Source organism: Sphingomonas sp. AC522, assembly GCF_979258125.1.
Genome location: NZ_OZ409836.1, coordinates 1,740,559 through 1,761,872, shown reverse-complemented (window position 1 = coordinate 1,761,872; position 21,314 = coordinate 1,740,559). Strand labels below are relative to the sequence as shown.

General features: G+C 64.1%; 26 protein-coding genes. 7 read left to right on the top strand and 19 right to left on the bottom strand.

The annotated features are described in order from the left end of the window. Window positions 1-76 precede the first annotated feature (76 nt). From ACZZZM_RS08640 to ACZZZM_RS08600, 9 genes are all read right to left on the bottom strand, one after another. Complete coding sequence (locus ACZZZM_RS08640) at window positions 77-667, bottom strand: DUF4142 domain-containing protein (protein WP_463594697.1); 591 nt, start codon at window positions 665-667, stop codon at window positions 77-79. Window positions 668-779: 112 nt separating this feature from the next. Continuing rightward, window positions 780-1,127, bottom strand: coding sequence for a DUF3140 domain-containing protein (locus ACZZZM_RS08635; RefSeq protein ID WP_463594696.1), 348 nt, complete (start codon window positions 1,125-1,127; stop codon window positions 780-782). A 91-nt stretch (window positions 1,128-1,218) separates the two neighbouring features. After that, entirely contained in the window at window positions 1,219-1,488 is a 270-nt protein-coding gene (locus ACZZZM_RS08630; protein WP_463594695.1) for a hypothetical protein, read from the bottom strand. Next, complete coding sequence (locus ACZZZM_RS08625; protein WP_463594694.1) at window positions 1,485-1,727, bottom strand: hypothetical protein; 243 nt, start codon at window positions 1,725-1,727, stop codon at window positions 1,485-1,487. The genes ACZZZM_RS08630 and ACZZZM_RS08625 overlap by 4 nt, the downstream gene beginning before the upstream one ends. 14 nt (window positions 1,728-1,741) lie before the next feature. Further along, window positions 1,742-2,362, bottom strand: coding sequence for a hypothetical protein (locus ACZZZM_RS08620; RefSeq protein WP_463594693.1), 621 nt, complete (start codon window positions 2,360-2,362; stop codon window positions 1,742-1,744). Between the two features lie 135 nt (window positions 2,363-2,497). After that, the gene (gene lpdA / locus ACZZZM_RS08615; protein ID WP_463594692.1) at window positions 2,498-3,898 is read right to left on the bottom strand and encodes a dihydrolipoyl dehydrogenase; all 1,401 of its coding nucleotides are present in this window, start codon (window positions 3,896-3,898) and stop codon (window positions 2,498-2,500) included. 14 nt (window positions 3,899-3,912) lie between these two features. Then, window positions 3,913-4,293, bottom strand: a complete 381-nt coding sequence (locus tag ACZZZM_RS08610; RefSeq protein WP_463594691.1) for an acyl-CoA thioesterase — start codon at window positions 4,291-4,293, stop codon at window positions 3,913-3,915. Beyond that, window positions 4,286-4,504, bottom strand: a complete 219-nt coding sequence (locus tag ACZZZM_RS08605) for a hypothetical protein (RefSeq protein WP_463594690.1) — start codon at window positions 4,502-4,504, stop codon at window positions 4,286-4,288. Before ACZZZM_RS08605 ends, ACZZZM_RS08610 begins: the two co-directional genes overlap by 8 nt. Before the next feature lie 13 nt (window positions 4,505-4,517). Beyond that, window positions 4,518-5,822, bottom strand: coding sequence for a pyruvate dehydrogenase complex dihydrolipoamide acetyltransferase (locus ACZZZM_RS08600; RefSeq protein WP_463594689.1), 1,305 nt, complete (start codon window positions 5,820-5,822; stop codon window positions 4,518-4,520). Window positions 5,823-5,938: 116 nt separating this feature from the next. On the opposite strand from ACZZZM_RS08600, the gene ACZZZM_RS08595 reads away from it, so the two are divergent. Further along, entirely contained in the window at window positions 5,939-6,394 is a 456-nt protein-coding gene (locus tag ACZZZM_RS08595) for a universal stress protein (RefSeq protein ID WP_463594688.1), read from the top strand. A gap of 4 nt (window positions 6,395-6,398) precedes the next feature. On the opposite strand, the gene ACZZZM_RS08590 is transcribed toward ACZZZM_RS08595, so the two are convergent. From ACZZZM_RS08590 to ACZZZM_RS08555, 8 genes are all read right to left on the bottom strand, one after another. Continuing rightward, entirely contained in the window at window positions 6,399-7,355 is a 957-nt protein-coding gene (locus ACZZZM_RS08590) for an RcnB family protein (protein ID WP_463594687.1), read from the bottom strand. A 114-nt stretch (window positions 7,356-7,469) separates the two neighbouring features. Next, window positions 7,470-7,958: a GAF domain-containing protein gene (locus ACZZZM_RS08585; protein WP_463594686.1), complete on the bottom strand. Its 489-nt coding sequence runs from the start codon at window positions 7,956-7,958 to the stop codon at window positions 7,470-7,472. Between the two features lie 23 nt (window positions 7,959-7,981). After that, window positions 7,982-9,586 (bottom strand): M28 family peptidase, encoded by a 1,605-nt coding sequence (locus tag ACZZZM_RS08580; RefSeq protein ID WP_463594685.1) that lies wholly within the window; start codon window positions 9,584-9,586, stop codon window positions 7,982-7,984. A gap of 61 nt (window positions 9,587-9,647) precedes the next feature. Next, window positions 9,648-10,049, bottom strand: coding sequence for an alternative ribosome rescue aminoacyl-tRNA hydrolase ArfB (gene arfB / locus ACZZZM_RS08575; RefSeq protein ID WP_463594684.1), 402 nt, complete (start codon window positions 10,047-10,049; stop codon window positions 9,648-9,650). Next, a complete protein-coding gene (locus ACZZZM_RS08570; RefSeq protein WP_463594683.1) occupies window positions 10,042-10,692 on the bottom strand; it encodes an RluA family pseudouridine synthase in 651 nt (216 codons plus the stop codon). Before ACZZZM_RS08570 ends, arfB begins: the two co-directional genes overlap by 8 nt. A 37-nt stretch (window positions 10,693-10,729) precedes the next feature. Continuing rightward, a complete protein-coding gene (locus tag ACZZZM_RS08565; RefSeq protein ID WP_463594682.1) occupies window positions 10,730-11,521 on the bottom strand; it encodes a mannan-binding protein in 792 nt (263 codons plus the stop codon). A 119-nt stretch (window positions 11,522-11,640) separates the two neighbouring features. Then, entirely contained in the window at window positions 11,641-12,243 is a 603-nt protein-coding gene (gene wrbA / locus ACZZZM_RS08560; RefSeq protein ID WP_463594681.1) for an NAD(P)H:quinone oxidoreductase, read from the bottom strand. Window positions 12,244-12,307: 64 nt separating this feature from the next. Further along, window positions 12,308-13,018 carry a pirin family protein gene (locus ACZZZM_RS08555; protein WP_463594680.1) on the bottom strand — a complete coding sequence of 237 codons (711 nt, stop codon included), beginning with the start codon at window positions 13,016-13,018 and terminating at the stop codon, window positions 12,308-12,310. Between the two features lie 80 nt (window positions 13,019-13,098). Here ACZZZM_RS08555 and ACZZZM_RS08550 point away from each other — a divergent pair, with 80 nt between their 5' ends. Both ACZZZM_RS08550 and ctrA read left to right on the top strand, forming a co-directional pair. Further along, on the top strand, window positions 13,099-14,010 hold the full coding sequence (locus ACZZZM_RS08550) for a LysR family transcriptional regulator (protein WP_463594679.1): 912 nt from the start codon (window positions 13,099-13,101) through the stop codon (window positions 14,008-14,010). 174 nt (window positions 14,011-14,184) lie between these two features. After that, window positions 14,185-14,892 carry a response regulator transcription factor CtrA gene (gene ctrA, locus ACZZZM_RS08545; RefSeq protein WP_463594678.1) on the top strand — a complete coding sequence of 236 codons (708 nt, stop codon included), beginning with the start codon at window positions 14,185-14,187 and terminating at the stop codon, window positions 14,890-14,892. A 69-nt stretch (window positions 14,893-14,961) separates the two neighbouring features. Here the strand turns inward: ctrA and ACZZZM_RS08540 are convergent, their stop codons facing one another. Then, window positions 14,962-15,912, bottom strand: coding sequence for an AraC family transcriptional regulator (locus tag ACZZZM_RS08540; protein WP_463594677.1), 951 nt, complete (start codon window positions 15,910-15,912; stop codon window positions 14,962-14,964). A 245-nt stretch (window positions 15,913-16,157) separates the two neighbouring features. On the opposite strand from ACZZZM_RS08540, the gene ACZZZM_RS08535 reads away from it, so the two are divergent. From ACZZZM_RS08535 to ACZZZM_RS08525, 3 genes are all read left to right on the top strand, one after another. After that, window positions 16,158-17,072: a diiron oxygenase gene (locus ACZZZM_RS08535; RefSeq protein WP_463594676.1), complete on the top strand. Its 915-nt coding sequence runs from the start codon at window positions 16,158-16,160 to the stop codon at window positions 17,070-17,072. 22 nt (window positions 17,073-17,094) lie between these two features. Beyond that, window positions 17,095-17,658, top strand: coding sequence for an OsmC family protein (locus ACZZZM_RS08530; protein ID WP_463594675.1), 564 nt, complete (start codon window positions 17,095-17,097; stop codon window positions 17,656-17,658). Between the two features lie 201 nt (window positions 17,659-17,859). Next, the gene (locus ACZZZM_RS08525; RefSeq protein WP_463594674.1) at window positions 17,860-18,216 is read left to right on the top strand and encodes an argininosuccinate lyase; all 357 of its coding nucleotides are present in this window, start codon (window positions 17,860-17,862) and stop codon (window positions 18,214-18,216) included. Between the two features lie 31 nt (window positions 18,217-18,247). On the opposite strand, the gene ACZZZM_RS08520 is transcribed toward ACZZZM_RS08525, so the two are convergent. Next, window positions 18,248-19,900 carry an amidohydrolase gene (locus tag ACZZZM_RS08520; RefSeq protein ID WP_463594673.1) on the bottom strand — a complete coding sequence of 551 codons (1,653 nt, stop codon included), beginning with the start codon at window positions 19,898-19,900 and terminating at the stop codon, window positions 18,248-18,250. A 55-nt stretch (window positions 19,901-19,955) separates the two neighbouring features. Here ACZZZM_RS08520 and ACZZZM_RS08515 point away from each other — a divergent pair, with 55 nt between their 5' ends. After that, entirely contained in the window at window positions 19,956-21,200 is a 1,245-nt protein-coding gene (locus ACZZZM_RS08515) for a threonine ammonia-lyase (RefSeq protein WP_463594672.1), read from the top strand. Window positions 21,201-21,314 lie beyond the last annotated feature (114 nt).

Sequence of the window (21,314 nt, the reverse complement as noted above, 5' to 3'; positions counted from 1 at the left end):
GCGAGACTCGACCGATCAAAAAGGCCGCGGTCCCCGGGGGGAACGCGGCCTTTTTTGCTTGCGGATACCCGCGAGCTTACATGCCTTTGATCTTGTCCAGGTGCATTTGAACGATCTTGCTGGCGTCCGCCGCGAAGGCCTTGAGCTCGGGCACGTCGCCATTGGCGGCATAGTCCTTCACTGCAGCCAGCGTCTTCTGATGCGCCGCTACCTGCTGCGCCTTGTAGGCGGTGTCGAAGGCTGTCCCTTCGGCGGTGCGAAGTGCCGCCAGATTGGCTTCCTGCTCGGCGGTGAGCGCCGGATCCGGCACGATCTGCGGATTGGCCTTGCCGCCCGCGGCCTTGAGCTTCTCGGTCGATTCGTTGTGATGCTTGACCATCATCGCCCCGAAATCCTTGAGCGCCGGGGTCGTGGCCTTTTCCTGCGCAAGCTTGCCGGCCTCGACTTCGTAATAGTCGCTCGCCCCTACCGTATTGGCAAAGGCCTGGCCGGGCGATGCGGGAACGCCGCTCATCATGGCATTGTCGCCCATCATCGCATTGTCTGCCGACATCGTCGTGTCGAGCGCGGTGTTATCGACCGGGGCGGTGGTGTTATCGCCATTGCCGGCGCACGCTGCGAGCGCGAGAGTGGAAACGAGGCCAAGGGCCATCAAATGCTTGTTCATGTGGGAATCCTCCTGTGCGACCCCAAACGTCGAATTGCCCGCGCTGTTCCGCGTTGGCCGTTACTGACGTGGAATAAACCTTTGAAAGCAAACATGGATTAGGCTGAGCGGCTCATTTCAGCGGGTCGTGACCCCAATTCATCAGCGAATAGCGCCAGCGCGAAGTGGGAATCCGAAACTCGTCGTGCGGCCCCTGTGCGCGGTGGCGCCTCACATAGCCGACAACTTTGCGCATATGCGCGTAATCCCCGCCGTCGAGCGCCGGCTTCCGCGTGCGAAGGATCTGCACGATACGCCGCCCTGACGCATGACCTATGCTCTCGCTGGCGCCCGGTTTCCTGAAGCCGACTTTCGTGCTTTCTTCGGTTTCGAGCCATTCCTCTATCTCGGCCGCCGTCATGTTCACGGCATCGTGAAAGTTCTTATAGACTGTGTCGTGATCGTTTTTTTGCGCAGGCATGGCCGGCCGGCCATAAGCGCGTTACGGCACCAAAGCCATTCGAGCCTTACCACCATCCGCGTTAGCGTGCCTCGGCGCGCTGAATTTCGATCTATTTGCGAAACAGCGTGACGGTCTGTTTCTGCCCGGTCACGAACACCATTCCGGAATCGACCTTCGTCTCGCCCGCCTGTGGCGGTCCTTCCCCGGGTCGCAATATGAGAGTGCCGGCTCCCGACTTGGTGCTGTCGAACACTGCAATGGTCGACGCATCTTGATTGCCGATCTCCGTCACGCCTCCCCAGATGATCTCGAAGGCGTCGAGCTGCGTTGCGAGCTCGGCGAGCGAATAGGACGCCGGGAATTTTCCGTTTCGGATCATTGGAGCACCAACTTTGTTTTGAGGCGGAGCATGGACAGCAGCGTCTCGGCCGCCGTCTTCGAACAATAGGAAGTGCCGAGCTTGGTCAGGACTGCATCCTTTTGGTCCGCAAATGTGCCGGATTTATCGGTGCCCAGCACATCGCTGACCTCATCGAGAAGGGGCTCGTCGGTGGCGGGGGACAAGGCATTCAGGCCGCCGGCGATATTCGCCCAGATGACTGGTGTTCCGGCCTCCACCGTGCATGCTTCGATCAGGTTCTCGTATGCCTGGGTCGCGGCCGCCTTATCGATCGTCGCATCGTCGTGACCTTGCCCACCGCTTCGCTCATCGCCTCCGTGAGGCTGCCAACGGCCTCATAGCCGTCAAGATCGATCATCGCCTCAGAGAGCGGATATTCGGTAACCGACTTTATCCGCAATTTCTGCAGGATCGCGGTTTTCGCGCTCAAGCGCTTGGCGTCCATGCTAAGCATCAAGGCGGGGAAAGTCTGCTGGAAATAGACTTCGCGATACAGCGCCGCTTTGGTGCCGGTCAGCCCGGCGGCGGCGGCGGACAAATAATTGGGCGCATCGCCCGTCGCGACCGATCCAATCCCGGTGAGCGCTAATATCGCGGTCTCGAATCCGAAACCGCTGCCCTTCATCTGACGCGAGAGGCTGCGCTTATAATCCTCGTAGCGCGCATCATGCGCCCGCATATGCATGCGCACATAGAGGTTCCGGAATTCTTTCTTATCGGCATCGGTCGTAAGCTTAGCCATATAGACCGGCGCAGCCGCCTCACCGTAATTTCCGGCATGGGCTTCCGCTATCTTCGTCTCGGTCGGCACGGTCGACTCGATCGCGCCATCGAACGACGCGCATGCAGACAAAGATACAGCGCTTACAACTACAAGCGGCAGAAACTTTAGTGTCGACGTCATTCCGATCCCCCGATCTATTCAGACCAGGATATCGAAACCGCTTAGTAACAATAGAGAAGATCGCGCCGAAACGGACGAAGCCAGCTAGATATGTAGTGCCTTGCCATATGCGCCGAGCACGCTTTCATGCATCATTTCGCTGAGCGTCGGATGCGGGAAGACCGTTTCCATCAGCTCCGCCTCGGTGGTCTCGAGGGTCTTGCCGATGGTATAGCCCTGGATCAGTTCGGTGACTTCGGCGCCGATCATGTGCGCACCGAGCAGCTCGCCGGTCTTGGCGTCGAACACGGTCTTGATGAAGCCTTCGGCCTCGCCGAGTGCGATGGCCTTGCCGTTGCCGATGAAGGGGAAGTTGCCGACCTTGACCGTGTAGCCGGCTTCCTTGGCCTTGGCTTCGGTCAGACCGACGCTGGCGATCTGGGGGTGGCAGTAGGTACAGCCAGGTATGTTGCGCGGGTCCATCGCGTGCGGGTGATTGCCGGCGATCGCCTCGACCGCGATCACGCCCTCATGACTGGCCTTGTGGGCGAGCCAGGGCGGCGCGGTGATGTCGCCGATGGCGTACAGCCCATCGACATTGGTCTTGCAGGCGGGATCGGTCTTGAGGAAACCGCGCTCGTCTATTGCGACGCCGAGTTCCTTGAGGCCGAGATCCTCGGTGTTGGGCACGATGCCGATCGCGACGATGACGTGGCTGAACTCGCTTGCCTCGGCCTTCCCGTCCTTGGCAGTGATCGTCGCCCTCACGCCATTGGCGTCGGCGGCGATCTTGTCGATCTTGGCCGAGGTCATGATTTTCATGCCCTGCTTGGTCAGCGACTTCTCCAAGAAAACCGAAACGTCGGCATCCTCTACCGGCACGATGCGGTCCATCATCTCGACCACGGTCACCTCGGACCCCATGTCGTTATAGAAGCTGGCGAATTCGATCCCGATCGCGCCCGATCCGATGACGAGCAGCTTTGTCGGCATTTCGCTCGGCGTCATTGCGTGGCGATAGGTCCAGACGCGCTTGCCGTCGGCCGGGAGGTTGGGAAGATCGCGGGCACGCGCGCCGGTCGCGACGATGATGTTCTTGGCGATAAGCTCGGTCGCCTTGCCGTCCTTGTCAGTGACGCTCAGCTTGCCTTTGCCGGTGAGCTTGCCCGTGCCCATGTGCACGGCGATCTTGTTCTTCTTCATCAGGTGCGTGACGCCCTGGTTGAGCTGCTTGGCAACACCGCGCGAGCGCTTGACCACGGCATCCAAGTCCGCGCTGATCTTTTCGGCGGCGAGACCGTAATCCTTAGCGTGCTGCATATAGTGGAAGATCTCCGCCGAGCGCAGGAGCGCTTTGGTGGGGATGCAGCCCCAGTTGAGGCAGATGCCGCCCAGATTCTCGCGCTCGACGATCGCGGTCTTGAGGCCCAGCTGCGCCGCGCGGATCGCCGCGACATAGCCGCCGGGGCCCGAGCCGAGGACGATGAGATCGTAGGATTCAGCCACGGGTCATTCCTTCTTCACGCCACTACCGGGCGGGGTTTTCTGTTTTCATCGATCGCCACGAAGATGAAGCTGGCCTCGGTCACCTTCTCCATCTCCTCGCCGTGGCGGCAGCGGCTCCATGCCTCTACCGCGATCGTCATCGAGGTGCGGCCGACCTTGACCAGATCGGCATAGACCGAGACTTCGTCGCCGACATGGACCGGCGCGTGGAACTGCATCCCGTCCATGGCGATGGTGACCGCCCTGCCCTTTGCCTTGCGCGCGGCAACCAAGCCTGCGGCAAGATCCATCTGGCCGATCAGCCAGCCGCCGAAGATGTCGCCATAAGCGTTGGCATCGGCCGGCATCGCACTGACGCGGATCGCCGGTTGACCGGTGGGCGGGGTATCAGCCATCGAGGGGTGTGCCGTGCATCCGGGCCTTGTCCTCGGCAAAAGCGCGGCGGATCGGGCCGATTCCCATCAGCACCACCGCCGCCATCGCCACATAAGTCACCAGCCAGATATCGTGCCTGGCGAGCGGATAGGACCAGGCGGCAAGCGCGGCGATCAGCAGCGCTGCGAGCAGCCCGACCACGATGTGCAGCACTTCGATCAGCACGCGCATCGGCCCCGCTCCCTCAGGCGATCATTCCGAACGGCGCTTCGACCAGCTCCTTGAAGACCTTCATCAGCTCGGCACCGTCGGCGCCGTCGATCGCGCGGTGATCGAAGCTGCCGGTCGCCGACATGATCGTGGCCACGCCTAGCGCATCGTCGATCACATAAGGCCGCTTCTCGCCGGCGCCGATCGCCATGATCATACCCTGGGGCGGATTGATCACTGCCTCGAACTGCTTGATGCCGAACATGCCCATGTTGGAGAGGCTGGCGGTGCCACCCTGATATTCGGCGGGCTGGAGCTTGCCTTCCTTGGCGCGGCCGGCGAGGTCCTTCATCTGCGTGGAGATGGACGAGACGCTCACGCCTGCGGCATCGCGGATGATCGGCGTGATCAGGCCTGTGGGGGTCGAAACCGCTACGGAAACATCGGCGCGGCTATACTTGATCAATTTGTCGCCGGTGTAGGTGACGTTGCACTTGGGCGTCTGAATCAGCGCGACGCCGAGCGCCTTGATCAGCAGATCGTTGACCGAGAGCTTCACGCCGCGGCCTTCGAGCGCCTTGTTGAGCTCGCCGCGCAGCTTGAGCAACGCGTCGAGGCGAATATCGACCGTGAGATAGATATGCGGGATCGTCTGCTTCGATTCGGTGAGGCGCCGCGCGATCGTCTTGCGAATGTTGGAGAGCTTCTCTTCCTCGTGCGGGATCGACTCGTCGTACCAGACGGCCTTGGCTTCGGCGGGAGCGGGCGTCGTCGCCGCAGCGGGAGCCGCAGACGGAGTCGGGGCAGCCGCTGGGGCGGCCGGCGCTGCGCCGGGCTTCGCGCCTTCGAGGTCGGCTTTGACGATGCGGCCATTGGGGCCGGAGCCGGTCACGCCGGACAGGTCGAGGCCCTTTTCGGCGGCAAGGCGCTTGGCGAGCGGGCTCGCCTTGACGCGGTCACCCTCGGCTTTCGGCGCTGCGGCGGGCGCGGGCGTGGGTGTGGGTGCGGGTGCGGGTGCGGGTGCGGGTGCTTCCGCCTTGGAAGCCTCGGCCTTGGGCGCCTCGGTAGGTGCTGGGGCGGCAGCGGCGGTCTCGCCACCCTCGCCTGCCATCACCGCAATGACGGTGCCGACCTTCACATTGTCGGTTCCCTCGGCGACGGTGATCTTGCCGATCACGCCTTCGTCGACGGCTTCGAATTCCATCGTCGCCTTGTCGGTCTCGATCTCGGCGAGCAAGTCGCCCGACTTCACTGTATCGCCTTCCTTCACCAACCACTTGGCGAGCGTGCCCTCCTCCATCGTCGGAGAAAGTGCCGGCATCTTGATTTCGATTCCCATGGGGCTTCCCGTGTTCAGGCTGAGCCATGCCCTTTCGCCCCGCCCTGCCGCAGGGTCAAGCCACTTGCAGGACAAGCAATCGCGCGGCACTCATTCCCACGGAGGGGATCAAGCCCATGCGTACGTATCTGGTGGTGATCGACGAAAGCCCGGAAGCCGAGATCGCATTGCGGTTTGCGGCGCGGCGGGCCGTGAAGACCGGCGGAAATGTCGAGATACTGGCGCTGCTCCCGCCGCAGGAGTTCGTCGCCTGGGGCGGCGTGATGGCGACGATCGAGGAAGAAGCGCGTCAGCGCGCCGAGGCACTGGTCGCGCGCGCGGCAGGCACTTTGCTGACCGAATCGGGAATCTCGCCGTCGATTACGCTGCGCGAAGGCGATGGCGCCGGAGTCGTTCGCGAGATGATCTCGGCCAATCGCGAGATCGCCGCTTTGGTGCTCGGCGCAGCTGCCAGCGGCCCACCGGGACCGCTGGTCGCGCATTTCTCGGGCGCCGATGCCGGCACGTTGAGCGTGCCGGTGATGATCATCCCCGGCTCGCTCGACGTGGAAGCGATCGACCGCCTCAGCTAATGGATCAGCGGCAGACGCAGCGGCAGCACGCCGGCTTTGCCCGCGGACGATAGGGGCGCGGCTTCGGAGCAGCGCGGCGGACGATGCGGCGCGGTGTGGCCCGCACATAGGAAGTCGTTACCACCGATTCCTCGATGATCTCTTCCTCCACGATCGTGGTGGTCGTGGTAGTCGGGATGATCACCACGCTCGACACGGTCGAGCTGGTCGGCGCGCCGTAATAATAGCTGCCCTGCTGATAGCTCGATCCATATTGCGCACCATGGCCCGAGCCATACTGCGCCGCCGGCGGCGCATAGGCCACCGACGGTGCATACCCCCCCGGGTATTGCTGCTGCTCATAATAGGCATTGGGATCGACCGGCTGGATCGAAGCGCCGCTGCTCGAATAGCTGTAGCTGCTCGAATTGGAGTGGCCGCCGCCCGCATAGCCGCCCGCACCAGCCCAGGCGATGCCGCCTACCGAATCCCAGACCTGGCCCTGATAATCGATCAGCACCGCATCGTCATAGTAACGCATCCAGCGATAGCCCTGGGGCGGCGCGGCCAGGCCGAAGTTCAGATAGTCGTTGATCCAGAACGAACCGCCGAGCCAATATTGCGGCATGCGATGGCCGCGGCCGAGGCGGCGATAGGCACCCCAGCCGCCCGGCGCGCGCGATCCGGCATCCCACCGGCCGTGATTGTCATAGCCCCAGCGGTTCGGATCGTTCTGCCGTGCGATGTTCTGGCTAGGCGGCAACGCCATCCAGCGCCCGTTCTGCCAGACGCGCGGACCCGCGCTTGGCACTTGAGGTCCTTGCGCGGCGTACGGCGGCTGGACGCTGACCTGCCCGCCATAAGGCTGCGCATAGACCTGGCCGCCCGGCGCCGGAATCGGCGCGCCATAGACCTGGGCCGCAGCCGGCCCCGCGGCGCCCAGCGCCACTGCCGAAATGGCTGCCATCAACAGGTAACGCATTACAAAACTCCTTCGCCCACCGAGCCGCCCCGCTCAGGATGGTTGACGAAAGATTACCGCGTTGGTTGCATCACAGCCATGACGAGGTTTGCTTAACGGCGTCCCGATCCGGGATCAGTCCCGCGCAAGCCTAGGCGCGAGGATACGGACGAGCGCCTCGCAGCCGGCTGCGTCCCCCGCATCGAAGCGCGCCGGGTTAGGGCTGTCGAGATCCAGCACACCCAGCAATTCGCCCTGATGGACGATCGGCACAACGAGTTCGGAGCGACTCGCGGCGTCGCAGGCAATGTGGCCGGGAAAGGCGTGAACATCCTCGACAAGTTGGGTCTCCAGCGTCGAAGCCGCGGCGCCGCATACGCCCTTGCCGAAGGGGATGCGGATGCAGGCCGCCTTGCCCTGGAACGGGCCGAGAACGAGCTCACCGCCTATATTGCGATAAAAACCAGCCCAATTGAGATCGGGGAGATATTGCCAGATCAGCGCCGAGACATTGGCCATGTTGGCAACGGCATCGGGCTCCTCGGCAGTAAGCGAATCAAGCGCGGCGGCGAGATCGCGATAGAGCTCGGATTTGGACGCGGCGGTGACGGTGAAATCGTACATTTGCGGGATGTAGGACGCGGCGGCTATTTCGCCACCGGCCCCTTGAACAGCGTTCCGAAATAATCGCCTTTCACCCAGCGCGGCCGCTCCGGCGCATCGGCAATCCCCCGCGCGAGCGCCGCATTGACCGCGACGAAGCTCGCCGCCGCTGTCCAGTCGAATGGCTGATCGATCTGGTCCGATGGCTGATGATAATTCTTGCGGAACGCCGTGAGTGCCGCCAGCCCCGGCCCCTTCGCGCCCGGCGCGAGCGTGACCGACGGTACGCCCTGCTTGACGAAGCTGTAGTGATCGGTGCGCACGAACGAAGCCTGCTCCGGCGCAGGATCCGGGGACAGCACGAAGCCGAGCGACTTTGCGGCTGCAGCGACGTGGGGTCCGACGTCCGAGCGATCAGCGCCGAACGCCACCAGATCCTCGAAGCGATAGGTCAGGATCGGCATGTCGAGATTGACGTTGGCCACCAGGCTGGACTTGGCCACGGTCGGGAACGCTGCGTAATAGTCCGAGCCGACCAGCCCCTTCTCCTCAGCGGTCACCGCAACGAAAAGAATGGAGCGCTTCGGCCGCCTGCCCTTTGCCAGCAGCTTCGCCGCCTCGATCATCGAGGCGATGCCGCTGGCATTGTCCATCGCGCCGTTGTTGATCGAATCGCCATTGACCGGCGCGGTGATGCCGATGTGGTCGAGATGCGCCGACAGCACGACATATTCGCCGCGCAGCTTGGGATCGGATCCGGGCAGCACACCGACGACATTGGCGCTTTTCACCGGCGCGACCGTGTAATGCTGCGAGACCTGCATCGTCGCGGCAAGCGGCCCGGAGGGCAGCTTCTGCCCGCCTTTGTCTGCCGCGACAACGTCGGCATAGGAAAACGGTGCGCCCTCGAACAATTTGGCGGCGCCGACATCGCTGAGCAAGCCAAGCGCCGGCGCGCCGCCGTCACGCGGCTTGCCGTCGGGTCCGACCCAAATCATTGCGGTCACGTCCCAGCTGCGCGCTGAGGTTGCGAACGGCATTCGGCTTCGCGTCGTGTGGATCGTCACCACGCCGATCGCGCCACGCGCCGCTGCCTCTCGGGCGCGCACGATCGGGTGGCTGAGATGCGCGGAAACTTCGCTGTTCAGCCCATGCGGCGCCGCAGAGACGAGCGCGACGATCTTCCCGCGCACGTCCAGCCCCCGGTAATCATCGATGCCCGAAGCGGGATCGACCACGCCATAACCGGCGAACACCACGCCGGCATTGGCATTGATATGGGCCGGACCCGGCGTCGCGCGCGTTGCCGTGAAATCGGTGCCGAACGCCAGCGGCACGGCCTTGCCGGCGATGGTCAGGGACATCACCGGCGGCTCGGCGAGCTTGGCGCTCAGCAATGGCACGGGCTGCAGCCAGCCTTGCTTTGCCGCGGGCTTCAGGCCCACCGCCTGCATCTGCTTGACGACATATTCCGCCGCGCGATCGTAATCCGGCGTACCGGCTTCGCGCCCGCGCAGTTCGTCCGATGCGAGATAGGCGATATGCGCCCGGATCGCTTCCTGCTCGGCGGAAAGCGCCTGCTGGGCCAAAGCCGGTAGCGGCGCCATCATCAGCCCCGCGGTCACGAGCATGCGCGCCGTTCTCGTCATCTTTCGTTTCTCCGTAAGTATTTGCGCAAAGGTGCCGCCAGTCGGGGCACGGCGCAAGGTATCAATCGAACGAGACCTTCCCCCGCCCCGCCTTGATCGTCGAGCGGCCCTTCTTTTCGTCCACCCGGCGCGCCTTGGCGGCCTTGCTCGGCTTGGTGGGGCGGCGGCGCGCTTGGCGCTCCAGCGACTTCTCGATCAGCTCCGCCACTCGTTCGCGGGCATCCGCGCGGTTGGCATCCTGAGTCCGAAATTTCCGCGCGGTGATCACCAGTTCGCCGCCGCTCGTCATCTTGGTGCCGGCCAGCGTCTTGAGCTGCTGATAGGCATAAGGCGGGAGCCCCAGCCGGAACACGTCCACGCGCAGCTGAACGGCTGTCGCCACCTTGTTGACGTTCTGTCCGCCAGGACCCGAGGCTGCGAGGAATTTCTCCTCGACGATCGCCTCCTCCGGCAGTTCAGCCACGCCCGAACCCGATATTGTGGAAGCGCAGCGGCAAGGGCGCCTCGGCGTGGACGTCGGGCTTGCCTTCGCGCGGGATCGTCAGCTCGGCGGCATGGAGCATCACGGCGGGGCCGCCCTTGCCGTACACCGGATCGCCGACGATCGGCATCCCCAGCCCTTCTGCAGCATGGACGCGGATCTGGTGCGTGCGGCCGGTCTCCGGGAAGAATGCGAGCATCGCGCGACCGCCCTTGCGCTCGAGGACCTGCCAGCGCGTTCGTGCGGACTTGCCGTTATTGGCGCCGGTCATCCGCCAGCCTTCCTCTTCCGAGGAAATCTTGATCAGCGGCATGTCGATCGCGCCTTCATCCTCCGCGGGCTCGCCTTCGAGGATCGCGACATAGCGCTTAGTGACGAGCCCGGCCTCGAACGCCTGGCCGAAGCGCTTGTGCGCCTTGGGATTGCGCGCGAGCAGCAGGCAGCCGCTGGTGTCGCGGTCGAGCCGATGGACGGGAAGCGGCAGGCGCTGGAAGCCGAAGGTCAGCTCGCCGAGCATGTCCTCCAGGCTTTGCGAGCGATCGCGCGGTCGATCGACAGGCAGCCCGGCAGGCTTGTCGATCACCAGCGCTTCGCCGTCGATGAAGAGTACGCGGTCCTTGAACATGGCCCGCCCTATACACTTTCGGACGGAATGCGCGAGGTCAGCGGAAGCGGATCTCGCAGACCGACATGCGACCCTGCACGGTGGTGCGCCACTGGCCGGTCCATTCCCCACGCATCTCGCGCGCCTTGTTGCGGCATTTCGTCTCGGCGTCGGACTGGTTCCAGATCGGGCCAACGTCGATGTCGCGGGTATCGCCACCGTCTCGCCAGCGTCCGTTGCCGGCGCGCCCACCGGTTTCGATCGCGCAGACCGACATGCGGCCGGGCTGCGTCGTATGCCAATTACCGTTCCACTCGCCGCGCAGGTCGCGGGCCTTGTCACGGCATTTGCGTTCGGCATCCGCCTGGTTCCAGATCGGGCCGACTTCGATATCGCGAGCGCCGCCGCGATCCCGGCGGTCACCCCCATCCCAGCGGTCGCCGCGCCGGTCATCCCGCCAATTGTCACCGCCCCCACCCCTCGCCTCGACATCGAGGATCGAATAGAACCGGCGCCAGCGCCTGGTGCCGGGATCTGTGCCGCGAACCTCGCGGGCGCGAAGATCGAGCAGCACTTCGACGCCGCGGCCGCGGTCCTTGAGCAATACCGTCGTTGAATCGCGGCGCGTCTCTTCCAGCCGCGACCAGAGATTCCCGTTGGGCTCATACTGGTTCCAGCGGCCAGGCGAGGTTTCCACGAAGGTGGCGCCGCGCTCGACGCGGACGAAATTGACATTGTTGCCATCAACGCCGCGCTGGACCGCTGCCTGGACGGCCGGTGCAATCAGCGCGGGTGCGGCGCAGGCAATCGCGGCAAGGGCACAAACGGTGCCCCGGATCGGTGAGAACATGCGTGCCCCTCCTAAATATGGTCGAGCACCTCATGCCGCAATCGATACGGGTTCGCAACGAAAGAGGCGGCGGCCGGGGGGCACACCCAGCCGCCGCCTCGCCAGCCGCGTCAGGGGGATTACGCGGCCAGCTTGGTGGCAACCTCGGCAATGCGGCGGCCCTGATAGCGCGCGCCGTTCAAGTCGCTTTCGCTCGGCTGCCTGCTGCCATCGCTGCCGGCAATGGTGGTTGCGCCATACGGCGCACCGCCGACGATCTCGTCGATGCGGCCCTGCTCGCCATGCCCATAATCAAGACCGACAATGGTCAGGCCGAAGTGCAGCAGGTTAGTGATGATCGAGAACAGCGTTGTCTCCTGCCCGCCATGCTGAGTAGCGGTGGACGTGAAGGCGCCGCCGACCTTGCCGTTCAACGCGCCGGTCGCCCAGAGACCGCCGGCGGTGTCCCAAAAGCTCGCCATCTGGCTTGCCATCCGGCCGAAGCGCGTCGGAGCACCGACGATGATCGCATCATAACCCTTGAGAGCGTCCGGGCCTTCGATGACTGGGTGGAGCGTGTCGGCCTTAAAGCCGGCAGCGGCGACCACTTCGGGCGGCGCGGTTTCGGGAACGCGGCGGATATCGACTTCGGCGCCTGCAGCGCGCGCGCCCTCGGCGACCGCGTCGGCCATCTGCTCCATGTGACCGTAGGACGAGTAATAGAGAACGAGGACCTTGGGCATTTCGAGTTCCTTGGGAAAAATGGGGTGTCCGCCACGCCTCGGGAAAGGCGTAGCAAACGAGGGACTATTCGGCGTCGACCAGGACGATTTCCGCATTCTCGATCGCAGTGATCGTGTAGGCGCCGCCTGAAAGCGCTGCGCCGTCGCGCGCATCGAGACGCTCGCCGTTCATCTCGATCGCACCGACTGCCGGGACGAGATAGGCGTGCCGCCCCTCGCCCACTTCATAGGTCACGGTCTGGCCGGCCTCGAGCGTTGCGCCGAGCACCCGGGCATCGGCGCGGATCGGCAGCGCATCCCTGTCCTCGGCAAAGCCCGAAGCCAGCGTCACGAACCGCCCCGAGCGATCGCCCTTGGGGAAGGGCTTGGCGCCCCAGCTCGGCTGACCGCCCCGCTCCCGCGGAATGACCCAGATCTGGAACAGCGTCGTCGTCTCGGGCTCGAGATTATATTCGGCGTGGCGAACCCCGGTTCCGGCGCTCATCACCTGGACGTCGCCTGCGCCGGTGCGGCCTTTATTGCCCATCGAATCCTGATGGGTGATCGCGCCCGATCGGACATAGGTGATGATTTCCATGTCCTGGTGCGGATGCGGCGGGAAGCCGTTGTTGCCGGCGATCTCGTCGTCGTTCCACACGCGGATCGCGCCCCAGCCCATGCGGTCGGGATCGTGATAGCTGGCGAAGCTAAAATGGTGGCGCGCGTTGAGCCAGCCGTGATTAGCATGGCCGAGGGTCTCGAAGGGGCGCCGGTCGATCTGCTTGGTGTCGATCATGATGACCTCCTGTTCTTGAACCCCAAGATAGGAAGCTGTATCAGCGCGTAAATGGAAACGTTGGAAACGGATTGTTTCAAATGAAGCTACCGGATTTTGAAGCTTGGGCGATATTCGCCGCAGTCGTCGAGCACCGGTCGTTCAGCGCCGCGGCCGACATGTTAAGCGTGTCCAAAGCCACCGTCTCCAAGGCGATCAGCCGGCTCGAGACACGGCTGGGCACGACGCTGTTTCACCGCACTTCGCGCCGCCTGACGCTAACCGATAGCGGGCGAGCGCTGGCCGAGCATGCCCAGCGCATCCGAAGCGAAGGCGAAGCGGCAGAGGAAGCGGCGTTTGAATCGGCAAGTGCGCCTGCCGGGCTGGTGCGCATCGCTGCCCCGCTGACCTTCGGGATCCAGGCAGTCGCGCCGGCGCTTGGCGACTTCATGGCGCTGCACCCGGGGATCAAGATCGATCTCCGCCTTTCCGATGCGTTCGTCGATATCGTCGGCGACGGGATCGATATCGCCTTGCGCATCGCCGAATTGCCCGACAGTTCGCTTCGCGCACGCCGGCTCGGCGCCGTGACGACGCATATCGTAGGCTCGCCCGCTTATTTCGAGCAGGCCGGGCGCCCGGCACATCCCGCAGATCTCGCCCGGCATGCTTGCTTCACATATACCAACACCGCCAATCCCGACGTCTGGCGCTTCCGCAAGGCCGGCGGCGAGGAGGCGGTCGTCCGCGTGGAAGGGCCGATGCGCACCGATAGCGGCGACGCGATGCTGCCGGCCCTCCGCGCAGGGCTGGGCGTGGCCCGCCTGCCTGGCTTCCTCGTAAGCGAGGATTTGGCAAAGGGCACACTGGAGGGCGTGCTTGCAGACTGGTCGGTGAGCGCGGCGGCGCTGCACCTGATGACTCCCCCGGGCACACTCCGCCCGGCGCGCGTCGAGGCGCTGATCGAATTCCTCTCGGATCGGCTCAGGCGGATGTGCGGCGAAGCGCATTGAGACTCGACTCCGGGCCCGAAACGAGTCCACGTCCTACGTAGATTTACGCGACTCGTGGATTTATGCGGGTTAGCGAGAAATTAACCTTTTGCCTTCAGACCCGCTTTAGTTAATAAATCGCTCAGGATGCTCCACCACGAGGGTGGCGGCGCCCGGTGGGCAAGGGGAACTGGCATGCGCGTGCTGCTGATCGAGGACGAGCCGACGACCGCCAAGGCGATCGAACTGATGCTCACGACCGAAGGCTTCAACGTCTATACGACGGACCTGGGCGAAGAGGGCTTGGACCTCGCCAAGCTCTATGATTACGATATCATCCTGCTCGATCTGAACCTGCCCGACATGCACGGGTATGACGTTCTGAAGAAGGTTCGTGTCGCCCGCGTGCAGACGCCGGTGCTGATCCTCTCGGGCATCAACGAAATGGATTCCAAGGTGCGCAGCTTCGGCTTCGGCGCCGACGACTACGTCACCAAGCCCTTCCACCGCGAAGAGCTGGTCGCGCGCATTCACGCCGTGGTCCGCCGCTCGAAGGGTCACTCGCAGTCGGTCATCCGCACTGGCAAGCTGGCAGTCAATCTCGATGCCAAGACCGTCGAAGTCGATGGCGCCCGCGTCCATCTGACCGGCAAGGAATATGCGATGCTGGAGCTGCTTTCGCTCCGCAAGGGCACCACGCTCACCAAGGAAATGTTCCTCAACCACCTGTATGGCGGGATGGACGAGCCCGAGCTCAAGATCATCGACGTCTTCATCTGCAAGCTGCGCAAGAAGCTCAGCATGGCGTGCGAAGGCGAGAATTACATCGAGACCGTCTGGGGCCGCGGCTATGTGCTGCGCGAGCCCGAGGGCGGCGAAGAGGCGATCACCCAGGTCGCCTGACCGACGCGTTTACGAGCCCAGCGGGGGCTGTCGGGGCCGCGGTTCGAAAGAGCCGCGGCCCTTGGCGTTTCAGGCCGCCATGGCCTCGCGCTGCCACGCGCCGGGCGGGGTGCCATATTCGCGCTTGAACGCGCGGTTGAACGCCGCTTCGGAATTGAACCCGACCGAATAAGCGACGCTGCACGCATTCTGGCGATTGTCGCGGAGCAGGTCCGCGGCGACCTTCATCCGCCAGCGCGCGCAATATTGCATCGGCGATTCGTCGATGAGCGCGCGGAAGCGATCGGTCAGCACGGTCTTGGAGACGCCCGCTTCGCGCGCCAGATCGTCGACCGTCCAAGTCTCGGCGAAGCGGCCGTGGATCAGCGCCAGCGCCTTGCCCACTGCCGGGTCGCGCAGCCCGGCCAGCCAGCCGCGCTCATTCTCGGGCAGCGCGGCGACATAGCGCTTCACCGCTTCCGCGAAGAGCCCCTCGGCAAGCTTGCCGACCATCTCGGGCGAATGGCCGCATAGCCCCTCGGCCGCGAATTCGATCGAACGGGCGAACCAGTCGCCATCCGCCGCATCCGCGCCGATCACCATCATCGCCGGCAAGTTCTGCAGCATCATATTGTCGGGCATGTCGGTGCCCAGATAGCCGCAATAGATCGCCGTGCGCGCGCCGCTGCCGCCACCACGCATCCGGATCATCGGATCGGGGCCGACCTTGCGCATCATCCCGTGCGTATCGAGCGGCGTCGGCCGCGGTCCGGGGCCGTGGAGGCAATGCGGCACGTTTTGCGGGAGCAGCACCACTTCGCCCGCGCTAACCTCGACCGCGGGGCCGTCGCCGATCTGGCAGGTCAGCGAACCCGAGCGGACGAAATGATAGCAGATGAGCTGCTGCGGCATCGGAAAGAAGGGCGCGCAATCTTCGGGTCGCATCTGCGCAGGCGCCGACCAGGGCGCGCTGAACTCGCCATCGACGAACACCCCGCCCGACAGGCGCAGCGATCGCAGCATCTCAGTGAGCACATCCATGCGACCTCCCCAAAGGTACGGTCGACCGATCAAGTCTTCCGTTGGCTGGGTCATATCGGCGCCGGGATGCGTGAACTAGCTCTCCATCGACCAAGAATAGACGGAGACGAACCGTGTTTTCCAATTCGAACCAACTTCGTGGGCGGCTGACTGCTTTGCTCTGCGCCTGCCTGAGTAGCTGGATGGTGCTCGGCTTCACCAGCCTGCTCATCGCCTGACTATCAACTTCACCCAGGAGATCGATGATGTTCCATAGTTTTACCTATCCAAGCGTGCTCGCGACTTCGAGCCGCGCCGCCGCCTGGCAGATCGACGATGTGATCGCGCCCGGCGCCACGCTCGATTTCACACGCTGCTTCATGCCAGAGGCGCTCGCACGCACTGCGGCGCTGGATGCGCTGAGCAAGGACGAGCGCGTGCTCCTCAACCAGATCCGCGGCCACGAATATCTGTGCATCTTCGGGCTGGTCGAGGAATTCATCCTACCCTTCGTGCTCGATCACATCCGGCCGATGCTTCGCGACGACGATCACCGGGTGCGCGCGCTGCTCCAGTTCGCCGGCGAAGAAGCCAAGCACATCCACTTGTTCAAGCGTTTCCACGAAACCTTCGTCGCGGGCTTCGGCATGGATTGCGGCGTGATCGGCCCGTCCGAGGCGATCGCCGCGGAAGTGCTGCGGCACGATCCACTCAGCGTCGCATTGGTCATCCTCCAGATCGAATGGATGACGCAGTCGCATTATCTCGACAGCGTCCGCGACAACACCGGGATCGACCCGCTCTTCAAGAGCCTGCTCAAGCACCATTGGATCGAGGAAGCGCAGCACGCCAAGCTCGATGCATTGATGGTCGAGGCGTTGGCCGAGGGTCGCGACGAGGCCGGCATCCAGGCTGCGATCGACGGATATCTCGAAATCGGGATGTTCCTCGATGGCGGGCTGAAGAGCCAGACCGAAATGAATCTCGCGGCTTTCGAAATTGCCGCGGGGCGGACACTGGATGCGACGGCGCGCGAGGCGCTGATCGCGCAGCAGCACCAGGCGGCGCGCTTCACTTATCTCGGTAGCGGGATGGTCCACCCCGAATTCCGCAAGGCGCTTGCCGCCATGTCGCCCACCGCACTCGAGCGCATCGACGCCGTGGCGCCGGCCTTTTCGTAAGCTTCAACCAAGGAGAAAGACGATGAATAACGTGATGGAACGCAATGTCGTGAACGGCCTCGACCTCGACGCACTGCACGCGGTGGTGGGTGAGATCGGCAAGGACGCCAGCAAGGCGCTGGTACGCTTCGCCGTGGCAACGCGCTGGACTGGACAAGTCGGAAGCCGTTCGAAAGTGACCCAGATCTTGCTCGGCGGCGAGAAGATCGCGCGCGATTTCGAGATCGTGGCGGATGAGCCCGAGGAGCTGCTCGGGCAGAACCAGGCGCCCAACCCGCAGGAACTGCTGATGGCGGCAGTCAATGCCTGCATGACGGTCGGCTATGTCGCCGGCGCGGCAATGGAGGGGATCACGCTCGAAAGTCTCGAGATCGAAACCACGGGGCAGCTCGATTTGCGCGGGTTCCTGGGCCTCGATGACTCGATCGCGCCCGGATATGAGCAGCTCGACTATGTCGTGCGGATTGTCGGGAACGGCTCGAAGGAACAGTTCGAGGCGATCCACCGCAACGTGATGACGACCTCGCCCAATTACTTCAACATCGCCCGGCCCGTCCGGATGAACGGTACGCTCACCGTCGGCTGAGTATGCCCGCGGCCGCGCCTCCCTCCCATTGGGCGCGGCCGCTCCTCCAGCGCGCGGCCCGGTTTCGAGAGAACCGCGGCCTTTCGTCGAGGATCGCAGGGCCCGGGCAAAGACCTGCAATCCTATAAAAATTCGTCGTATTTCGCGGAAAAGCTGTCAAAAGGCGCTCGCTCGATCCTCGAGCACTCAAGGGGGGTCCTTATGAAGTCGCTTTTCGCAGCATCACTGCTGCTCGCCATGACGGCCGCGCCGGCACTCGCCGGCGACGAGACGCTGCACCTGAACAATCGCACCGGCTACACCATCTCCGAAGTCTATATCGCGCCGACCTCGACCGACAATTGGGAAGAGGACATTCTTGGCCAGGACTCGCTCGAGCCCAACAGCAGCGTGGACATCGACTTCAGCAAGTCGGAAGACACCTGCAAATGGGATCTGAAGGCCGTTTACGACGACGGCACCAACGCGGTCTGGAAAAATATCGATCTCTGCAATATCTCGACGATCACGATGTTCTACAATGCGAACACGAACGTCACGAGCGCCAAGTACGAATGATCCGGTTCGGGCCCGGCCGCGGCCGGGCCCGCTACTTCTTCTGCCAGACCCGCTCGCCGCCGATCCAGGTCTCCAGCACCTGGGTGCCGCGCAGATCGGCGGGCGATGCCAGCAGCGGATCGCGATCGAGGACCAGGAAGTCCGCGCGCATGCCGGCCGCCAGGCGCCCGATCTTGTCTTCGGCAAACCCGGCATAGGCAGCGCCGGTGGTGAAGCCCGCCCAGCCCTGTTCGCGCGTCACTGCTTCCTCCGGACGCCACCCGCCGAATGGCTGCCCCGCCGCGTCCATCCGCGTGAACGATGTTGCCCAGCCCGCCCAGGGATCGGGGCTCTCGACCGGATAATCGGAGCCGAATGCTAGGCGCGAGCCGTTCTGCAGCATCGAGCGCCAGGCATAGGCGCCCTGCATGCGATCCGGACCCAACCGCGCCTCGGCCATCACGCGGTCGCTGGTCTGGTGGACGGGCTGCATCGAGGCGATCGTGCCGAACTTGCCGAAGCGCGACAGATCCTTGGGATCGACGATCTGGGCGTGCTCGATCCGCCAGCGGCGATCGTTCTTGTAGGTGTCTGACAAAACTTCGATCGCGTTCAGCACCTGATTGTTGGCGCGGTCGCCGATTGCGTGGACGGCGAGCTGAAAGCCATCCATCGCGCCGCGGATCATGCTGTTGAGCAATTGATCGTCGGAGAGGAAGCCCAGCCCCTTCTGCCCCGGCGCATCGGCATAATCGGCCTTGAGCCACGCACCGCGGCTGCCGAGGGCGCCGTCGACATAGAGCTTGATCCCGCCCATCCGCAGCCGATCGCCATAGAGCCAAGGCGTCGGTCCCTGCCCGCCCACAGTCAACGCAGTCTCGACGCCGCCGGCATAAGACATGATGCGGATCTTGAGCAGGCCGAGATCGCCCATGCGGCGATAGGTCAGCCAGTCCTGGACCGTTGTGCCCATGTCCGCCGAGGCAGTGATACCCAGCGACAACAGGCGTTCCTGCGCAGCGAGGAAGGCAGCGTTGCGCTCGCGCGGGGTGGCCTGCGGGATCGCCTTGGTCAGCAGTTCCATTGCGCCATCGACGAACACGCCCGAAGGCGCGCCCTTGGCATCGCGCTCGATCCGGCCGCCATTTGGATCCTTGGTCGCCGCACTTACCCCAGCGAGTTCGAGCGCACGGCTGTTCGCCCAGCCGGCATGGCCATCGACGCGATCGAGCCAGACCGGACGATCGGCGACGGCACTGTCCAGCTCTGCGGCGGTCGGGAAACGGCCAAGGCCCCATTTCTCCTGGTTCCAGCCGCTGCCGAGAATCCACTTGGTCGGGTTCGCCGCGGCATAGGTGCGGATCTTGCCCAGTGCTTCGTCGAGCGAATTGGTGGCGGAAAGATCGAGGCGGAGCAGCTGATCGCCAAGCCCCATCACATGCCCGTGGCCGTCGATCATGCCGGGCACGAGCGTCTTTCCGCCCATGTCGATCTTCCACTCGGGTTTTTTGGGCCGGCGGTCGCCGCGCTTGAGCAGCAGGCTGATCTTGCCTTCGCGATTGAACAGGATGCCCGTGAAGCGGACGACTTCACCCTTCTCGTCAAGGGTGATCCCGTTGACGTTATCGACCAGCCCGTCGGCATGGGCCGCTGGCGCGAGGAACAGGGCGGCGGCCGCGATCAGGCGGAGGAGAAGCTTGGTCATGCCCCAAGCGATAGGGGCAGTTTCCCCGCCGCGCCAGATGGTCTAGGCGCGTGCCATGGCAACCAAGACGATCAGCGCAGGCGCGCAGCTTCCCGTCACCATCGACGATGTCCGCACCGCGCACGGCCGCATCGCCGACGCAATCGTCCGCACCCCGACGCTGGTGAGCAAGACGCTGTCCGACCTGACCGGCGCCACCGTCTATCTCAAGTTCGAGAACCTCCAATTCACTGCGGCCTATAAGGAACGCGGCGCGCTCAACACTTTGCTCCAGCTGGATGAGGAGGCACGCTCGAAGGGCGTGATCGCGGCATCGGCGGGCAACCACGCACAGGGCCTCGCCTATCACGCGACGCGGCTGGGCATCCCCAGCACGATCGTGATGCCTAAGAACACGCCGACAGTGAAGATCACCCAGACCGAGGGCCACGGCGCGACGGTGATCCTGGAGGGCGAAACCTTCGATGCTGCGCACGCGCACGCCCGCAAGCTCGAGGCCGAGCATGGCTACACCTTCGTCCATCCTTTCGACGACGAGCGGATCATCGCAGGACAAGGCACGACGGCAATCGAGATGCTCGAGGATGTCCCCGATTTGGATTGCCTCGTGATCCCGATCGGCGGCGGCGGGTTGATCTCGGGCTGCGCAGTCGTGGCGAAATCGGAAGGGCGCAATCTCCAGGTGATCGGCGTCGAGGCCGAGCTTTATCCTTCGATGTACAACCGCATCAATCACACCGACATGCCCTGCGCAGGCGATACGCTGGCCGAGGGCATCGCGGTCAAGGAGCCGGGTGGCATCACCAGCGCGATGGTCGAGGCGCTGGTCGACGATATCGTGCTGGTCAGCGAACGCCGGCTCGAAGAAGCGGTCAGCCTGCTCCTCCAGATCGAGAAGACCGTGGTCGAGGGCGCCGGCGCCGCGGGACTCTCCGCGCTGCTTTCCGAGCCCGAGCGCTTCAAGGGCAAGAAGGTCGGCACGATCCTGTGCGGTGGCAATATCGACACCCGGCTGCTTGCCAACGTGCTGCTGCGCGATCTGGCGCGTTCGGGCCGTCTCGCGCGGCTGCGGATCGTGTTGCAGGACCGGCCGGGCGCCTTGTTCAACGTCGCGCGAATCTTCCACGATCAGGGCGTGAACATCATCGAAGTGTATCACCAGCGCGTGTTTACGACGTTGCCGGCCAAGGGGCTGATCACCGATGTCGAGTGCGAAACACGCGACCGGGCGCACCTCGATCGGCTGATCGTGGCGCTGCGCCGCGCGCAATATGAAGTGAGCCAGGTCGAACTCGCCTGATAGCGCCGAATGGAATCGCAGATGCGGCGAAGCGAGTCGCCGGTCGATTCACAGCGAGCCCAATTGGGCGTAGTATCGCTTTTCCGGGGATCGTTTCGCGCACGTCCAGCTGCC

Bases quoted from the DNA above. Each gene is read 5' to 3' on its own strand.
- ACZZZM_RS08570 (WP_463594683.1), bottom strand. From the start codon at position 10,692: ATGTTCAAGGACCGCGTACTCTTCATCGACGGCGAAGCGCTGGTGATC.
- ACZZZM_RS08605 (WP_463594690.1), bottom strand. From the start codon at position 4,504: ATGCGCGTGCTGATCGAAGTGCTGCACATCGTGGTCGGGCTGCTCGCA.
- ACZZZM_RS08525 (WP_463594674.1), top strand. From the start codon at position 17,860: ATGAAGTCGCTTTTCGCAGCATCACTGCTGCTCGCCATGACGGCCGCG.
- ACZZZM_RS08635 (WP_463594696.1), bottom strand. From the start codon at position 1,127: ATGCCTGCGCAAAAAAACGATCACGACACAGTCTATAAGAACTTTCAC.
- ACZZZM_RS08590 (WP_463594687.1), bottom strand. From the start codon at position 7,355: ATGCGTTACCTGTTGATGGCAGCCATTTCGGCAGTGGCGCTGGGCGCC.
- ACZZZM_RS08595 (WP_463594688.1), top strand. From the start codon at position 5,939: ATGCGTACGTATCTGGTGGTGATCGACGAAAGCCCGGAAGCCGAGATC.
- ACZZZM_RS08530 (WP_463594675.1), top strand. From the start codon at position 17,095: ATGAATAACGTGATGGAACGCAATGTCGTGAACGGCCTCGACCTCGAC.
- ACZZZM_RS08565 (WP_463594682.1), bottom strand. From the start codon at position 11,521: ATGTTCTCACCGATCCGGGGCACCGTTTGTGCCCTTGCCGCGATTGCC.
- ACZZZM_RS08600 (WP_463594689.1), bottom strand. From the start codon at position 5,822: ATGGGAATCGAAATCAAGATGCCGGCACTTTCTCCGACGATGGAGGAG.
- ACZZZM_RS08610 (WP_463594691.1), bottom strand. From the start codon at position 4,293: ATGGCTGATACCCCGCCCACCGGTCAACCGGCGATCCGCGTCAGTGCG.
- ACZZZM_RS08540 (WP_463594677.1), bottom strand. From the start codon at position 15,912: ATGGATGTGCTCACTGAGATGCTGCGATCGCTGCGCCTGTCGGGCGGG.
- ACZZZM_RS08555 (WP_463594680.1), bottom strand. From the start codon at position 13,018: ATGATCGACACCAAGCAGATCGACCGGCGCCCCTTCGAGACCCTCGGC.
- ACZZZM_RS08550 (WP_463594679.1), top strand. From the start codon at position 13,099: ATGAAGCTACCGGATTTTGAAGCTTGGGCGATATTCGCCGCAGTCGTC.
- ACZZZM_RS08515 (WP_463594672.1), top strand. From the start codon at position 19,956: ATGGCAACCAAGACGATCAGCGCAGGCGCGCAGCTTCCCGTCACCATC.
- ACZZZM_RS08630 (WP_463594695.1), bottom strand. From the start codon at position 1,488: ATGATCCGAAACGGAAAATTCCCGGCGTCCTATTCGCTCGCCGAGCTC.
- ACZZZM_RS08520 (WP_463594673.1), bottom strand. From the start codon at position 19,900: ATGACCAAGCTTCTCCTCCGCCTGATCGCGGCCGCCGCCCTGTTCCTC.
- wrbA (WP_463594681.1), bottom strand. From the start codon at position 12,243: ATGCCCAAGGTCCTCGTTCTCTATTACTCGTCCTACGGTCACATGGAG.
- ctrA (WP_463594678.1), top strand. From the start codon at position 14,185: ATGCGCGTGCTGCTGATCGAGGACGAGCCGACGACCGCCAAGGCGATC.
- ACZZZM_RS08585 (WP_463594686.1), bottom strand. From the start codon at position 7,958: ATGTACGATTTCACCGTCACCGCCGCGTCCAAATCCGAGCTCTATCGC.
- ACZZZM_RS08640 (WP_463594697.1), bottom strand. From the start codon at position 667: ATGAACAAGCATTTGATGGCCCTTGGCCTCGTTTCCACTCTCGCGCTC.
- ACZZZM_RS08580 (WP_463594685.1), bottom strand. From the start codon at position 9,586: ATGACGAGAACGGCGCGCATGCTCGTGACCGCGGGGCTGATGATGGCG.
- ACZZZM_RS08535 (WP_463594676.1), top strand. From the start codon at position 16,158: ATGTTCCATAGTTTTACCTATCCAAGCGTGCTCGCGACTTCGAGCCGC.